The following is a 14,729-nucleotide window of genomic DNA, read 5'->3' on the forward strand; positions in this document are numbered from 1 at the left end:
ATATTTCATTGAGCGGATACTCTTATCCCGAGCTGGCGGAGGGACAGGCCCGATGAAGCCCAGCAACCGGTTTCTCTGTAAAAAAGCAGGTGAAAACACTGTGGGAAACCAAGGTGCTAACCTGATGCAAGGTTTAATATTTTCCTTGAGCGATAAGAGTGAAAGGCACACAGACCAAACCCTTTCCTCGAGTGGAAAAGGTTTTTTTATTTCATAAAATATGCCAATTAACATTCTCTGATATAGTATGACATTGTATTAAGAGGGAGCGAGTTCCGTATCATATGAAAAGGTCTTGCAAAAGATCTTTTTTCAGGAGGAAAAGTGAATGAGTAAAAACCGTCGACTATTTACATCTGAATCTGTTACTGAGGGTCATCCGGACAAAATCTGTGACCAAATTTCTGACAGTATCTTAGATGAGATTTTAAAAAATGACCCGAACGCGCGCGTGGCCTGCGAAACATCTGTAACGACAGGACTTGTGCTGGTAAGCGGAGAGATTACTACATCAACATACGTTGACATTCCGAAAACAGTCCGTGAAACGATTAAAGAAATCGGCTACACACGCGCCAAATATGGATTTGATGCGGAGACTTGCGCTGTTTTAACATCAATTGATGAACAGTCTGCGGATATCGCAATGGGTGTCGATCAGGCTCTTGAAGCGCGTGAAGGCACAATGAGCGATGCTGAAATCGAAGCAATCGGAGCGGGAGACCAAGGCCTGATGTTCGGTTATGCGTGTAACGAAACGAAAGAGCTTATGCCGCTTCCGATCTCTTTGGCGCATAAATTAGCCCGCCGTTTGAGCGAAGTCCGCAAAGAAGACATTCTTCCGTACCTTCGCCCTGACGGCAAAACGCAAGTTACCGTTGAATATGATGAAAACAACAAGCCGGTCCGCATCGACGCGATCGTCATTTCAACTCAGCACCACCCGGAAATTACGCTGGAGCAGATTCAGCGCAATCTGAAAGAGCATGTCATTAATCCTGTCGTGCCTGAGGAACTGATCGATGAAGAAACAAAATACTTCATCAACCCTACGGGACGTTTCGTAATCGGCGGACCTCAAGGTGATGCGGGTCTGACCGGCCGTAAAATCATCGTTGACACATACGGCGGATATGCACGCCACGGCGGCGGCGCATTCTCCGGTAAGGATGCGACGAAGGTAGACCGTTCTGCGGCATACGCTGCGAGATACGTAGCGAAAAACATCGTGGCAGCAGGTCTTGCTGATTCTTGTGAAGTGCAGCTTGCATACGCAATCGGCGTGGCACAGCCTGTTTCTATTTCCATCAATACATTTGATACAGGAAAAGCTTCTGAAGAAAAACTGATCGAAGTCGTACGGAATAACTTCGACCTGAGACCAGCCGGCATTATTAAAATGCTTGATCTGCGCCGCCCGATCTATAAGCAGACAGCTGCTTACGGCCACTTCGGACGTCATGATGTGGATCTTCCTTGGGAGCGTACTGACAAGGCGGATGCGCTTCGCAAAGAAGCACTAGGAGAATAATTTTATAGCCGCTTACTTAAGCGGCTTTCCCTTTTTGTAGATGCTGCCATGCTTATTTTTTACATAGCGTGAAACCAATGGCGTAACAAAGCGTCTATAAAAAGGGGGTCCAATTAGAAAATTACACTTATGGAGGCTATACTATGTGTGGATTTGTCGGTGTTTTTAATAAGCATCCATTAACTCAAACCGCAGATCAAGAAGAGCTAATCAAACAAATGAACCAAATGATCGTTCACCGCGGTCCTGACAGCGATGGGTATTATCATGACGAGCACGTCGGATTCGGCTTCAGACGGCTCAGTATTATTGACGTAGAAAACGGCGGACAGCCTTTATCATATGAAGACGAAAAATATTGGATCATTTTTAACGGCGAAATCTATAACTACATTGAATTGAGAGAAGAGCTTGAAGCGAAAGGCTACACTTTCAATACAGATTCCGATACCGAAGTGCTCCTTGCGACATACCGTCATTATAAAGAAGAAGCTGCTTCAAAGCTTCGCGGAATGTTTGCGTTTTTAATCTGGAACAAAGCTGACCGCGTCATGTACGGCGCGAGAGACCCGTTCGGAATTAAACCGCTGTATTACACAACCATCGGGGACAAAGTATATTTTGCATCTGAAAGAAAAAGTTTAATGGCCGCTCAAAACGGCATTGATCTTGATACAGCTTCTTTACAGCAATATATGTCTTTCCAATTCGTTCCTGAACCGAGCACGCTTGACGCTGAAGTGAAAAAAGTTGAGCCGGGCAGCCAGTTTACGATCCGCCCGGAAGGCGACATCGCGTTTAAAACATATTTCAAAGCGAACTTTAAGCCTGTTCAGTCTGATGAAGATAAATTGGTGAAAGAAGTCAGAGACGCAATCTTTGACTCTGTCAAAGTTCACATGAGAAGTGACGTTCCTGTCGGTTCGTTTCTATCCGGCGGTATCGACTCTTCTTTTATCGTCTCAGTTGCGAAAGAATTTCACCCGAGCCTCAAAACATTTTCCGTCGGTTTTGAGCAGCAGGGCTTCAGTGAGGTTGACGTAGCGAAGGAAACGGCTGCCGCGCTCGGGATTGAAAACATCAGCAAAGTCATTTCTCCTGAGGAGTATATGAACGAGCTTCCGAAAATCGTCTGGCACTTTGATGACCCGCTTGCAGATCCGGCGGCGATTCCTTTGTACTTTGTCGCGAAAGAAGCGAAAAAACATGTAACGGTCGCGTTATCCGGGGAAGGCGCGGACGAGCTGTTCGGCGGGTACAATATTTACCGCGAACCGCTTTCGCTTAAACCGTTTGAACGCATTCCGTCCGGTCTGAAAAAAATGCTTCTTCATGTGGCGTCCGTCATGCCTGAAGGAATGAGAGGGAAAAGCCTCTTAGTCCGCGGCTGCACACCGCTTGAGGAGCGCTATATCGGTAATGCGAAGATTTTTGAAGAGCCCGTGAAAAAACAGCTGCTCAAACATTACAATCCAGAGCTTTCATACCGTGATGTCACGAAGCCGTACTTTACGGAAAGCCGTTCATACAGCGACATTAATAAAATGCAGTATGTTGACATCCATACGTGGATGCGCGGCGACATCCTGTTAAAGGCTGACAAAATGACGATGGCCAACTCATTGGAACTGCGCGTGCCGTTCCTTGATAAAGTCGTGTTTGACGTGGCTTCTAAAATTCCGGATGAACTGAAAACGAAAAACGGCACGACGAAATACCTTCTGCGCAAAGCTGCTGAAGGGGTAGTGCCTGATCATGTGCTTAATCGCAAAAAACTCGGCTTCCCTGTGCCGATCCGCCACTGGCTGAAAAATGAGATGAACGAATGGGTTCGCAACATCATTCGTGAAAGTGAAACAGATGCTTATATTGAAAAGGATTATGTCCTTCAGCTTCTGGAAGATCATTGTGCCGACAGAGCGGACAACAGCCGCAAAATCTGGACCGTGCTGATCTTTATGATCTGGCACAGCATCAATGTTGAAAAAAGACTGGTGCCGGAAGAGCTGAATCATCAGCCGAAAGAAGTCATTTTCGTTTAATCCAAAAGGCTTTCGATGTTATCGAAAGCCTTTTTTCTATTGTTTTTTTTGTAAACCGTCTATTCCGCTCTGTTTTCGACAAAGTATTACGCAATATTCAGAAAAAGGTTATAATAGGACTAATCGGGTAGATTCCGGAAAGTGTTTTCTGGCTATTTCGTCTCGGTTTGTTGTTTCTTTGTCAAAATCAGGGGGAGGGAGAGTTATGCAAAACAAAGAAAAAACGCTTCACCGCGGCTTGGAAGAGCGGCATATCTCGCTTATGTCGTTGGGCGCCGCGATAGGAGTCGGGCTGTTTCTCGGGTCGGCTTCTGCCATAAAGCTTGCCGGGCCGGGGATTTTAGCCGCTTACGCCTGCAGCGGACTGATTATGTTTTTTATTATGCGGGCATTAGGGGAAATGGCGATTCAAAAGCCTGTAGCCGGCTCATTCAGCCGGTATGCCAGAGATTACCTCGGTCCGCTTGCCGGGTTTTTAACAGGCTGGAATTATTGGTTTTTATGGGTTGTTACCTGCATGGCCGAAATCACCGCGGTCGGCATTTATATGGGCTACTGGTTCCCTGACGTGCCGTCATGGATCTGGGCGCTTTGTGCACTCGTCATTATGACGGCTGTCAACTTTCTGGCGGTCAAAGCGTACGGTGAGCTTGAATTCTGGTTTGCGCTCATTAAAGTCTTGGCGATTCTGTCAATGATCGCGATCGGTCTGGTGATGATCGTATTCGGTCTCGGAAACGGAGGCGTTGCGCTCGGAATCAGCAATTTATGGAGCCACGGCGGCTTTTTCCCGAATGGGATTAAAGGGGTGCTGCTGTCGCTTCAAATGGTCATGTTTGCCTATCTCGGGATTGAGCTGATCGGTGTCACAGCCGGTGAGGTCAAAAATCCTGAAAAATCACTGGCGCGTGCCATAGATACTGTTTTTTGGCGCATTCTCATTTTTTACGTCGGAGCTTTGTTTGTCATTATGTCAATTTATCCGTGGCAGGAAATCGGTTCAGGCGGAAGCCCGTTTGTTTTGACATTTGAAAAAATCGGAATACCTGCTGCAGCCGGAATCATTAATTTTGTCGTATTGACGGCGGCCCTTTCTTCCTGCAACAGCGGGATCTTCAGCACGGGGCGCATGCTGTTCAATCTGGCGGAACAAAATGAAGCGCCTAAAGCATACGGTACGGTCACAAAAGGCGGTGTGCCGGGAAAAGCGGTATTGGTTTCAGCGGGCGCGTTATGCATCGGCGTTTTGCTGAACTACGTGGTGCCGGCGAAAGTGTTTACGTGGGTGACGAGCATTGCGACGTTCGGTGCGATTTGGACATGGTCGATTATTTTGCTTTCCCAAATGAAATACCGGAAAAGCTTACAGCAAGAACAACGGAAAAAACTGAAATATAAAATGCCTTTATACCCCTTTTCCTCATATATCTCATTGGCATTTCTCGCTTTTGTCGTTGTGCTGATGGCTTTTAATGCAGAGACCCGGGTGGCCGTCATCATCGGGCCTGTCTGGTTCGGCATATTATTAGCCGCCTATTACGGGAAAGGTTTCCATAAAAGAAAAGACATAGGTCTGGAAAACGGACAGACATTCGCCGAAAAAGCGTAAAAAAAGAGCCCGGGACATGGGCTCTTTTTTTCATAGGATCGGGCCGGCGGGGAAGAATAAAACAAATTCCTGAACATTTTGCTTCTGTTTCCTGACAATCGGGAGAATGCAAATGGTTTTTACTTAAATAATATTTTGAAAAATGGTACAGTAATAAAACAAAGCTGATCTTTTTTATTTCTCTTGCAGTGTTTTATAGTATCGGCCTTTTTCAACATATTCCGTTCTGATTCTTTCCATGTCCCGTATGTCTTCTTCTGTCAGCCGGCGGATAACCTTTGCGGGCCGGCCGAACGCAAGACAGCCGGGAGGAATGGTTTTGCCCGGAGGAACGAGACTTCCGGCGCCGATAAACGCGCCTTCTCCGATTTCCGCCCCGTCAAGAATGACGGAGCCCATACCGATTAAAGCATTCTTTTTGATGATTGCGCTGTGCAGTGTAACCTGATGGCCGATCGTGACGTCATCTTCAATAAGAAGCGGGCGGTTCGGACTTTGATGCAGACAGCTCAAGTCTTGTATGCTGACTCTTTTTCCGATCCTTGTCGGCGCAACATCCCCCCGGATGACGGCTGAGAACCAAATGCTTGATTGTTCTCCGATCACGACGTCGCCCGTAATGACGGCGTTATCCGCAATGAACGCTTCAGAATGTATGTCAGGCGTAAATTGTTTATAAGGGTAGATTATCATGTCTCATCCTTCTTTCTCTAAATTTATGTAAGAGGTGAACTGCATGTGGACTTGGAAAGCAGACAGGCCCGTCGGTACCATTGTCATTATCCACGGGGCAAGCGAATACCACGGACGTTATAAATGGCTCGTTGAAATGTGGAGATCTTCCGGATATAACGTGGTGATGGGCGATTTGCCCGGTCAGGGAACGTCGACCCGCGCCAGAGGGCATATTCGCTCTTTCCAAGAATACATTGATGAAGTAGATATATGGATTGATAAAGCGAGAACGCTTGAAGCGCCCGTTTTCCTTTTGGGCCACAGCATGGGCGGACTGATTGCGATAGAATGGTTTAAGCAGCAGAGAAATCCCCGCATTACGGCACTCATTTTATCATCACCTTGTCTGGGTCTGCAAATAAAAGTCAATAAAGTCCTTGATTTTGCGTCTAAAGGACTGAACGTCCTCGCTCCGTCCCTCAGAGTGGATTCCGGCTTATCACCTGATATGGCAACGAGGAATGCGGATATGATTGAAGCGGATCAAAACGATTCTTTATATGTCACGAAGGTATCCGTAAGATGGTACAGAGAGCTTTTAAAAACCATTGATGCCGCTATGGTGCCGACTGATGCGTTTTTAAAGGTGCCGCTTTTGCTTATGCAGGGCGGAGATGACAAAATCGTCGATAAAATGAAGGTCCGCAAATGGTTTTCCGGTGTGGCTTCCCATAATAAATCGTACCGGGAATGGGAAGGGCTTTATCATGAAATTTTTAATGAACCGGAAAGAGAAACTGTGTTTAAGGCGGCAAAAGTCTTTACAGATCAGTATATTTGAATTCGCTGGGGGTGCATATGTTGACAGTACCGGAACATCCTTTTAACCTTATGGCAAAAGTGTATCGGGAAATTTTTCCGCTCGTTCATCAGGAATTGAACATGTGGCGGGAAAAATCAGATTCCATTAAAAATACCGAACTGCGGCAGCAGGCGGCCGCAAGTATCCGCGATAAGTCGTTTCATTGTGAAGGCGGCGGCATTTTAGCCCTGCTTTCGGGAGAGCAGAAACAGAAATGCGTGCAATTTATCATCGCGTATCAGACAATCAGTGATTATCTGGACAATCTGTGCGACCGCAGCACCTCGCTTGATCCCGAGGACTTCCGCATGCTTCATCTCTCCATGCGTGACGCGCTGACGGTCGGTGCCGAGGTGCGGCCGTACTATCAGTACAGAGACGAGCGGGATGACGGCGGTTATCTTCATGAGCTGGTCAGAACATGCCAGCGGGTGCTCGGGTCAATAGAACATTACGGTATCATTAAACCTTATTTGCTTGAGCTGTGTGATTATTATTGCGATCTTCAGGTTCATAAGCATGTCGTTGAGCATGAACGCGTTCCGAGGCTTAAAGGCTGGTTTGAGCAGTACCGGTCACAGCTTCCGGAAATGGAGTGGTTTGAGTTCTCGGCTTGCGCCGGATCGACGTTAGGCATTTTCTGTCTCGTTGCTTACTCATTCCAGCCTGATTTTAACGAACATACCGCTGAGAAAATCCGCAGCAGTTATTTTCCGTACATACAAGGGCTGCATATACTGCTTGATTATTTAATTGACCAGGAAGAGGATCTGCTTGAAGGCGATCTGAATTTCTGTACGTATTATCAGTCTCATGAAGAAATGATGCAGAGACTGCAGCATTTTATTGAAAAAGCGGATGAACATTTGCAAGGCATTCCGCATGAAAATTTTCACCGGCTGATCAACAGAGGGCTGCTCGGCGTCTATTTATCCGATGACAAAGTCGCCGGCCAAAAAGAAATGGGCCGCCTCGCGCGAAAGCTGATCAGGGCAAGCGGAAAAACGTCATTTTTCTTTTATATCAACGGAAGAGCCTACCGCAAATTTCAGAAGATGGCTTGGACGAAAAGTTCGTAATGGGTGAACTGCGCCTCTCGTGTAAATCACGACGGCGCAGTTTTTTATTTATGACGTGAAGTATGAAATGAAACATTGTTTGCGCCTGCAGAATATGATACTTTAATTTTATGAAAAAATTAAAGTATTTAGCGGCCATAGCATTACTTTCCATTTCCGGAGGCTGCTCCGTCATCCATGCTTCCGCCGGCTATCATCCTGTCTTGATAGCGCACAGGGGCTCTTCTGCGATTGAGCCGGAACATACAGCTTTGTCTTATGCGCGTGCCATTAAAGACAAAGCAGATTATATTGAGATAGACTTACGGGAGACGAAGGACGGCCGTCTGATTGGAATTCACGATAAAACGGTAGATCGGACAACAGATGGTAAAGGGATGACAGATGATCTGTCTTTGGCTCAGATTAAGAAACTGAATGCGGGAAAAGGAGAAAAGATTTTAACATTAGAAGAAATCATACAGAAATTCGGACAAACTGCCAATTACTATATTGAGACAAGAGAAAGCAACGGCAGCCTGGTGATGGAAAAGAAACTGATTGACATATTACAAAAACATAAGCTGATTTCCAGCCATAAAGCAGTCATTGAGTCTTTTAGCGGGAAGAGCTTAAAGAAAGTTCGATCTATGGATAAAAAAGTTCCTCTTGTTCGATTATTAAAAGATAACGAGGCTGAGGAGATAAATGATAAGCAGCTGCAAACCATCAGAACGTATGCTGATACAGTCGGGCTCAACGCCAAATTGGCAAATGAAGCAGTCGTGAAGCGCATTCATCACAATAAGATGAAAGTGCACGTGTTTTTTGATAAGGAAGACGAGCATACGCTGACGCCTATTATGCTGAAACAAAAAGCAGATGGTGTCTTTACGAACAATCCCGCTTATACACGCAGCGTGCTGCAAAACAGTAAATAAAAAGAGACATGCGCATTTTACGCTGTCTCTTTTTTTAACGGTTTCTTTTTTGCCGCAAGGTGCATTGCGAATTTGCCGATCAGCCCGATGACAAAAAATGCAGCAAACCACCAGTAATAGGTTTTTGCGAACTCAAATCCTAAATGTCTTGATAAAATGATGACGAACATCACATAGGGAACACTTGAAAATATGATGCGAAGAATATTCAAACTGCCGCTCCTCCCAGATGTTACACTTAAAAGATGTGCTTTTTTCCATTATTTCATAGTAATTGATTTTTCTTGAAAAGTAAACACAAAAAGAATCGGCCCGCTTATGACAGGCCGATTCTTTATTTGCCGGCAGATTTCTTTTCAATCGCTATAATAAACGGAGGGTCGTTTCGCTGGTTGAGAAAGCCGTAGCTCAGCACGCGCGCTTTTTCCTGATCAAGATTGCTGCAGTACTCCAGTAATGCACTTTTTTCCGTCTTGCCTTCAGGATGCCCGTGGTACACAACGAGAACGATCAGCCCGTTCTCCTTCAGCAGTTCAAGGAGCTGTTCGATCGCGGAAATGGTTGAGTGGCCGTTTGTCGTAATGCTTTTATCGCCGCCGGGCAGATAGCCGAGATTAAACACGGCGCAAGCCACACGACCGTGCGCATCCTCAGGCAGCGATGCCTTTATTTGATCATGGCTCTTATGGTGAAGCGTGACGCGCGGACTGAAGTCGGCACCGAGCCGCTCCTTCGTTTTAGCGAGTGCGTCCGCTTGAATATCAAAGGCATGGACATGTCCTGTCTCACCGACAAGGCCGGCCAGGAAATATGTATCATGTCCGTTGCCCATCGTCGCGTCAACCGTGATATCACCTTCCTGTGCGGCGGACTTCAGCAATTCTTTACTGAAAGGGAGGATGTGCATCAAGGTCATAGGGCGGTCTCCTCCCCGATCTTTCTGAAGAGCTTTCCTTGATAGCTTCCCCGTGTTTCCAGCTCTTTTTGAATGGCGCCCAGTACTTCCCACTTATTGACGCTCCACATCGGTCCGACCATTAATTCGATCGGCCCGTCTCCCGTAATGCGGTGAACGATCATTTCCGGGGGAATGATTTCGAGCTGATCACATACAAGACTTACATATTCTTCTTGAGAAAGGAACTCCAGCTTTCCTTTTTCATATTGCTTCACCATCGGTGTGCCTTTTAATAAGTGAAGCAGGTGAATTTTAATGCCTTGGACATCCAAATCAGCGACGGCTTTGGCCGTCTCCATCATCATGTCCCTGTTTTCAAGCGGAAGCCCGTTAATGATATGGGAACAAACGCGGATGCCGTGTTTTCTCAGTTTATTGACACCCTCAACATAGCAGTCAAAATCATGGGCGCGGTTGATCAGAAGGGCAGTCCGCTCATGCACGGTCTGCAGTCCGAGTTCAACCCACAAATAGGTCCGCTCATTCAGTTCGGCCAAATATTCCACGACATCGTCCGGAAGACAGTCCGGACGGGTCGCGATCGACATGCCGACAACGCCGTCAAGCTTGAGGACGGATTCGAATTTTTCTCGCAGCTCCTCTACCGGAGCATGCGTATTCGTGAACGCTTGGAAATATGCGATATATTTGCCGTCTTTCCACTTTTCGTGCATGCGGTTTTTGATATCGTGAAATTGCGTGAGTAAGTCATCGGCCCGATTGCCGGCAAAATCGCCGGAGCCCGCCGCGCTGCAGAATGTACAGCCTCCGTGTGCAACCGTGCCGTCCCGATTCGGGCAGTCAAAACCGCCGTCAAGCGCGACTTTAAACACTTTATGCCCGAAATGCTCCCGCAGATGATAATTTAATGTATGGTACCGTTTTTCCGTATTTGAATAAGGAAAAGGGTTATTCTCGTTCAATGTTCAAAAAGCCTCCCTCACATCAGATGCATCCTAAAATTGTAGCATGAATGATGGGGGTTCACAATCTGAAAACAGGATGCGGCTTTCTTTTGTTTATTATGACTGCGGGCAGGATTCTCATTCTTTTAGCTTAAACGCGGAAAATTTGGTTCTCTTTCCTGCAACCTTCGGGTGTTATTATTTTTGGTCCGCTCAAACTAAGTTTGATTTCCCATTCACTGAGGAGGGGTTTCGTTGGCAACAAGACAATCAGTAGATGAACATCTCCAAAGAAGCGAACAGGCGTATGAATTTGCGAATGAGCAATTTATGACCGCTTCGAAACAAGAGCATTATAATGATAATGAGTACAGTGAAGCGCAAATGATGCTTGAAAACGCGGTGAATGAATTAAACAAGCTGTCATTATCTGCGAATGATCAGCAAAGAGAGCAGCTTTACCGAATGAGATTGCAGCTGCAGACCTTGCAAAACAATATGATTTTGCAGCGTAATTTTGATTACTGACCGCGCCGTTTCAAATGGTTCAGCAAACCTGCCGGAATCCCGGCGGGTTTTTTTGTATTTTTTTAAAAAAAGAATTGACAATAGGGCGGAGTGTGTTTATTGTATTACGTGTACTACTTGATGTAATACACATAAAACACTCGAAAAATGAAATCGACATATAAATGTTAACCATAGGGAAGGGGAACTTTCATGAAAAACAAAAGATCCGTAAAACAAGATGTGCCTCTTATTATCGCCGCCTCGGTTTTGGCAAGCAGTCTGTTTGTCGTTCTTGTCGTCATCGGTTTTCAATGGCAGAACATTTAAAGAAAGAGAGCAGCTCGTAAAAGAAAGAAGGGAAGTAAATGATTCAAATCGATCCGAGAAGCTCAACTCCGATTTATGAGCAGATCATACAGCAACTGAAAGAGCTTTGTTTAAAAGGGATCATGAAGCCGGGGGATAAACTTCCTTCTGTCAGGGAATTGGCAACGATCATTATCGCCAATCCGAACACAGTCAGCAAAGCGTACAAGGAGCTCGAACGCGATGGTGTCATTGAAACGCTGAGGGGAAGAGGAACGTATATATCGGAGAATGCAAAAACGACATTGGTTGAAGGGAAGATGACGATGATAAAAGAGCAATTGAAACAGCTCATCATCGATGCCCATTACGCGGGAGTTGAGCTGGAGAAGCTGCAGGAATGGATAAAGGAAATCAGCGCTGATGTGAAAGGAGGCAAGGATCATGATTGAATTGCGGAATCTCTCAAAAACGATAGACGGTAAAGAAGTGCTCAAGGATATTTCGCTCACCATCGGAAAAGGGGAAATTTTCGGGCTGCTCGGGCGAAACGGATCAGGGAAAACAACACTGCTCCGGCTCATTCAACAGATTCTGCTGCCGGATCAAGGGACGGTTTTATTTAATCAGGTGGAAATAAAGCGGCATCCGAAAGTAAAACAGAACATCATTTATATGCCTGTTGAAAATCCTTTTTATGACAAGTATACATATAAACAGCTTGTTGCGATTGTAAGCAGAATCTATCCGAATTTTGATGTGACTTACGCCAATGAGCTGATGAACAGGTACGGCATTCCGGAAACGAAGAAATACCGTGAATTATCGACAGGCCTGAAAAAACAGCTTGCGCTCGTCCTTGCCTTTGCTTCACGCCCGGCACTTATTCTTTTGGATGAACCGACGGACGGAATTGACGCCGTAACGCGTCATGATGTGCTTCAGCTTATGGTGGATGAAGTGGCTGAACGGGAAACGAGCATTCTGATTACCTCACACCGTTTAGAAGATATTGAGCGAATGTGCAACCGGATCGGGTTTTTGGAAGGAAATCAGCTGACGAATGTGATGGACTTGGATGATATGAAGGAAGAGTACATGAAAATCCAAATGGCATTTGAAGAAAACGTCGCCTTGAAGATCAGAGAACAAAACATACCGATTCTCGACCATGCCGGTGTGTTTTATACGGTGCTGATTCAAAAGAACGATGAGAAGAAAAAGAACTTTCTGCAAGAGCTGCAGCCGAAAGTATGGAACGAGCTTCCTGTGAACTTAGAAGAAGTCTTCATCGCGAAGTTTGGAGGGAACCGAAGATGGTAGACAGGGGATTGCTGTACAGGGAATGGGTGCAGAATCGAACTGTTCTTGTGATGGTCGGCCTTTTTTTAGCCGCGGTCAATCCGTTTGAAGTGTTAAATACCTATCTGGTCTATCAAGGCTGTCTGGACACCCCGGAAGCATATTGTAACTTTTATGTGAATTCTTTGGATAGCGGAATGCTGAACTTGAACTGGGCGCCCGCTGTCATTTTGGCGGTTTGCTTATTCGGACTGGAGCGTACGAAAGGTACGATTGATACGCTTTTCAGTCTGCCTTATTCCCGCGCTCAGGTGTTTCACACTAAATTTTGGCTCGGGGCGGCGGTCATTGCCGGATTCCAAATCATCGGCTACGGGCTGGCTGAACTGCTCATTCTTCTGTTAAAGCCTGAGCGCGTATATTTCTTCCACCATTACAGCGTCGGAGAGATTATTGTGAGTGTTTTGGCTTTTACATTGGTCGCGAGCGCAGGCTGCTTAACGGGGAATACGTTCGCCCAGCTGTTAACGGCGTTTGCCGTGTCGATAGCGCCTTACCTGATTATTACGCTGCCCCTGTCCAATGTAGAAGTCATCTTCGGAGTCAGCATGTATGAGCTGATGCCGTCAGTCGAGGCTTATCTTAAAGTAAACAATCTTTTTCAATACTTGAATCCGATCATGTACATTGATACAGATTGGGTATCTGCCAGCAAGTATATATTACTCATCCCGGCAGTGATGAGCATTCTATTTTATGCCATTGGGTACTTTTGCTATGTCAGGCAGCCGGTGGAACGGAACGGCCGTTTTTTTCTCTGGAGACAGCTTGACCGGCCCATTCAGATTGTGGTGATTATAATCGCCGTTCTCGGTTTTGGCCTGGCGGGGTACTCGACGGGACATACGATGACAGGGTATGTGGCCGGGATGATTGTCGGGGGAGCGGTCGGATTTTTGGTCAGTTATTTTGTGATTTATAAAAAAACGAAGCATGTGTAAGAGAGGAGGACCGGAATGATACCGCGGGGATTGTTGTACACAGAATGGAAGAAAAATCAGTGGTTGTTTTTATGCAGCGGCATTCTTTTAATGGCGGCAAACCCTTTTATGGTTTATAACAACTACTCAACATATCAAGAATGTTTGAATAACCCAGCTCTTCAAGATTGTGAATTCGTTGTCAATTATACGAATGGGTCGCCTCTTTCCTTCAGCTGGAGTGTAAGTGTCATCATTGCTGTCTTCTTATTAGGCTTGGAACGGACAAAGGGAACGATGGATGCCTTGTTAAGCATGCCTTACAGCAGAGGCCAAATCTTTCAGACGAAATTCTGGCTCGGCGCAGCAGTCATTGTTGTTCCTCAGGCGATAGGCTATGGAGCGGCGTCATTGCTGATATCTTTGCTGAAACCGAGCCATACGTACGATTTTGATCATTTTTCAATCGGAATGATTGTCATCAGTTTTATGGCTTACGCCTTGTTAATGGCATCCGGCGCATTAACGGGACAGATATTCGCCCAGCTGTTAACGGCGTTTACCGTCACGGTTCTGCCCTTTTTACTCATCGGTCTGCCGGCCGCGAATTTGGAGGTCGTTTTCGATATTAGTGTGGGAAGTCAATTTTCTTTTATCAGCAGTTATATCGAATCCCGTCTTTTTATATTTGTAACCCCTATTGGATATGTGTTTAACGACTGGATCAGAGAAAGGGATTTGGTTTTAATCATTCCGATTGTGATGAGCCTTGTCTTTTATCTGATCGGTTATGTCAGCTTTCTGAAACACCCGAATGAACGGAACGGCAGATTCTTTCTTTGGAGTAAGTTGGACCGTCCGGTGCAGATCTTGGTGATTGCCTTTGCTGTTATGGGTTTCGGCGTTTTCGGATATGGGGTCACAGACACGATGTTCGGCTATTTAGCCGGCATTATCTTCGGCGCGGTTATCGGGTTTTTCATCAGTTATTTTACGGTTTACAGGAAGTCAAAGCATATGTAGATCTGTTTGAAAATGAGCAGTTTGGAG

The 14,729-nt window shown here is 45.9% G+C and carries 15 protein-coding genes and 1 riboswitch; of the genes, 11 read left to right on the forward strand and 4 right to left on the reverse strand.

The genetic code is table 11. The annotated features are described in order from the left end of the window. Positions 1-19 precede the first annotated feature (19 nt). Positions 20-159, forward strand: a riboswitch (SAM riboswitch). 169 nt (positions 160-328) lie between these two features. The 3 genes from metK (at position 329) to alaP (ending at position 5,182) form a co-directional block, all read left to right on the forward strand. Next, complete coding sequence (metK, locus tag V7728_RS04000) at positions 329-1,531, forward strand: methionine adenosyltransferase (RefSeq protein WP_003152253.1); 1,203 nt, start codon at positions 329-331, stop codon at positions 1,529-1,531. A 143-nt stretch (positions 1,532-1,674) separates the two neighbouring features. After that, positions 1,675-3,573, forward strand: a complete 1,899-nt coding sequence (gene asnB, locus V7728_RS04005; protein WP_003152255.1) for an asparagine synthase (glutamine-hydrolyzing) — start codon at positions 1,675-1,677, stop codon at positions 3,571-3,573. A gap of 205 nt (positions 3,574-3,778) precedes the next feature. Then, on the forward strand, positions 3,779-5,182 hold the full coding sequence (alaP, locus tag V7728_RS04010) for an alanine permease AlaP (protein ID WP_099567029.1): 1,404 nt from the start codon (positions 3,779-3,781) through the stop codon (positions 5,180-5,182). Between the two features lie 174 nt (positions 5,183-5,356). Here the strand turns inward: alaP and V7728_RS04015 are convergent, their stop codons facing one another. Next, positions 5,357-5,872: a gamma carbonic anhydrase gene (locus tag V7728_RS04015; protein ID WP_099567286.1), complete on the reverse strand. Its 516-nt coding sequence runs from the start codon at positions 5,870-5,872 to the stop codon at positions 5,357-5,359. Between the two features lie 46 nt (positions 5,873-5,918). On the opposite strand from V7728_RS04015, the gene V7728_RS04020 reads away from it, so the two are divergent. The 3 genes from V7728_RS04020 (at position 5,919) to V7728_RS04030 (ending at position 8,718) form a co-directional block, all read left to right on the forward strand. Next, complete coding sequence (locus tag V7728_RS04020; protein WP_085342271.1) at positions 5,919-6,698, forward strand: alpha/beta hydrolase; 780 nt, start codon at positions 5,919-5,921, stop codon at positions 6,696-6,698. Between the two features lie 20 nt (positions 6,699-6,718). Beyond that, on the forward strand, positions 6,719-7,798 hold the full coding sequence (locus tag V7728_RS04025; protein WP_025285155.1) for a tetraprenyl-beta-curcumene synthase family protein: 1,080 nt from the start codon (positions 6,719-6,721) through the stop codon (positions 7,796-7,798). 110 nt (positions 7,799-7,908) lie between these two features. Further along, positions 7,909-8,718, forward strand: coding sequence for a glycerophosphodiester phosphodiesterase family protein (locus V7728_RS04030; protein WP_099567028.1), 810 nt, complete (start codon positions 7,909-7,911; stop codon positions 8,716-8,718). A gap of 17 nt (positions 8,719-8,735) precedes the next feature. Here the strand turns inward: V7728_RS04030 and V7728_RS04035 are convergent, their stop codons facing one another. The 3 genes from V7728_RS04035 to V7728_RS04045 all read right to left on the reverse strand — a co-directional run bounded on the left by V7728_RS04035 (position 8,736) and on the right by V7728_RS04045 (position 10,599). Then, positions 8,736-8,930 carry a hypothetical protein gene (locus V7728_RS04035; RefSeq protein WP_003152265.1) on the reverse strand — a complete coding sequence of 65 codons (195 nt, stop codon included), beginning with the start codon at positions 8,928-8,930 and terminating at the stop codon, positions 8,736-8,738. Between the two features lie 122 nt (positions 8,931-9,052). Further along, complete coding sequence (locus V7728_RS04040) at positions 9,053-9,634, reverse strand: tRNA (mnm(5)s(2)U34)-methyltransferase (protein WP_003152267.1); 582 nt, start codon at positions 9,632-9,634, stop codon at positions 9,053-9,055. Beyond that, positions 9,631-10,599: a TIGR01212 family radical SAM protein gene (locus V7728_RS04045; protein ID WP_007408822.1), complete on the reverse strand. Its 969-nt coding sequence runs from the start codon at positions 10,597-10,599 to the stop codon at positions 9,631-9,633. Before V7728_RS04045 ends, V7728_RS04040 begins: the two co-directional genes overlap by 4 nt. A 237-nt stretch (positions 10,600-10,836) precedes the next feature. On the opposite strand from V7728_RS04045, the gene V7728_RS04050 reads away from it, so the two are divergent. The 5 genes from V7728_RS04050 (at position 10,837) to V7728_RS04075 (ending at position 14,702) form a co-directional block, all read left to right on the forward strand. Then, the gene (locus V7728_RS04050) at positions 10,837-11,109 is read left to right on the forward strand and encodes a YtzC family protein (protein ID WP_003152272.1); all 273 of its coding nucleotides are present in this window, start codon (positions 10,837-10,839) and stop codon (positions 11,107-11,109) included. A 347-nt stretch (positions 11,110-11,456) separates the two neighbouring features. After that, positions 11,457-11,849, forward strand: a complete 393-nt coding sequence (gene ytrA, locus V7728_RS04060) for a GntR family transcriptional regulator YtrA (protein WP_003152275.1) — start codon at positions 11,457-11,459, stop codon at positions 11,847-11,849. Next, complete coding sequence (locus V7728_RS04065) at positions 11,842-12,720, forward strand: ABC transporter ATP-binding protein (protein ID WP_007613240.1); 879 nt, start codon at positions 11,842-11,844, stop codon at positions 12,718-12,720. The genes ytrA and V7728_RS04065 overlap by 8 nt, the downstream gene beginning before the upstream one ends. Continuing rightward, the gene (locus V7728_RS04070) at positions 12,714-13,700 is read left to right on the forward strand and encodes an ABC transporter permease subunit (protein ID WP_061581839.1); all 987 of its coding nucleotides are present in this window, start codon (positions 12,714-12,716) and stop codon (positions 13,698-13,700) included. Before V7728_RS04065 ends, V7728_RS04070 begins: the two co-directional genes overlap by 7 nt. 15 nt (positions 13,701-13,715) lie before the next feature. After that, positions 13,716-14,702 carry an ABC transporter permease gene (locus V7728_RS04075; protein WP_061581840.1) on the forward strand — a complete coding sequence of 329 codons (987 nt, stop codon included), beginning with the start codon at positions 13,716-13,718 and terminating at the stop codon, positions 14,700-14,702. The last annotated feature ends 27 nt before the right edge of the window (positions 14,703-14,729 follow it).

The organism is Bacillus sp. JHAA (assembly GCF_036961585.1).
Lineage (GTDB): Bacteria > Bacillota > Bacilli > Bacillales > Bacillaceae > Bacillus > Bacillus velezensis.

Excerpts from the sequence above, each read along its gene's own strand:
- alaP (WP_099567029.1), top strand. The coding sequence starts at position 3,779 with ATGCAAAACAAAGAAAAAACGCTTCACCGCGGCTTGGAAGAGCGGCAT.
- V7728_RS04030 (WP_099567028.1), top strand. The coding sequence starts at position 7,909 with ATGAAAAAATTAAAGTATTTAGCGGCCATAGCATTACTTTCCATTTCC.
- asnB (WP_003152255.1), top strand. The coding sequence starts at position 1,675 with ATGTGTGGATTTGTCGGTGTTTTTAATAAGCATCCATTAACTCAAACC.
- V7728_RS04020 (WP_085342271.1), top strand. The coding sequence starts at position 5,919 with ATGTGGACTTGGAAAGCAGACAGGCCCGTCGGTACCATTGTCATTATC.
- metK (WP_003152253.1), top strand. The coding sequence starts at position 329 with ATGAGTAAAAACCGTCGACTATTTACATCTGAATCTGTTACTGAGGGT.
- V7728_RS04040 (WP_003152267.1), bottom strand. The coding sequence starts at position 9,634 with ATGACCTTGATGCACATCCTCCCTTTCAGTAAAGAATTGCTGAAGTCC.
- ytrA (WP_003152275.1), top strand. The coding sequence starts at position 11,457 with ATGATTCAAATCGATCCGAGAAGCTCAACTCCGATTTATGAGCAGATC.
- V7728_RS04070 (WP_061581839.1), top strand. The coding sequence starts at position 12,714 with ATGGTAGACAGGGGATTGCTGTACAGGGAATGGGTGCAGAATCGAACT.
- V7728_RS04065 (WP_007613240.1), top strand. The coding sequence starts at position 11,842 with ATGATTGAATTGCGGAATCTCTCAAAAACGATAGACGGTAAAGAAGTG.
- V7728_RS04075 (WP_061581840.1), top strand. The coding sequence starts at position 13,716 with ATGATACCGCGGGGATTGTTGTACACAGAATGGAAGAAAAATCAGTGG.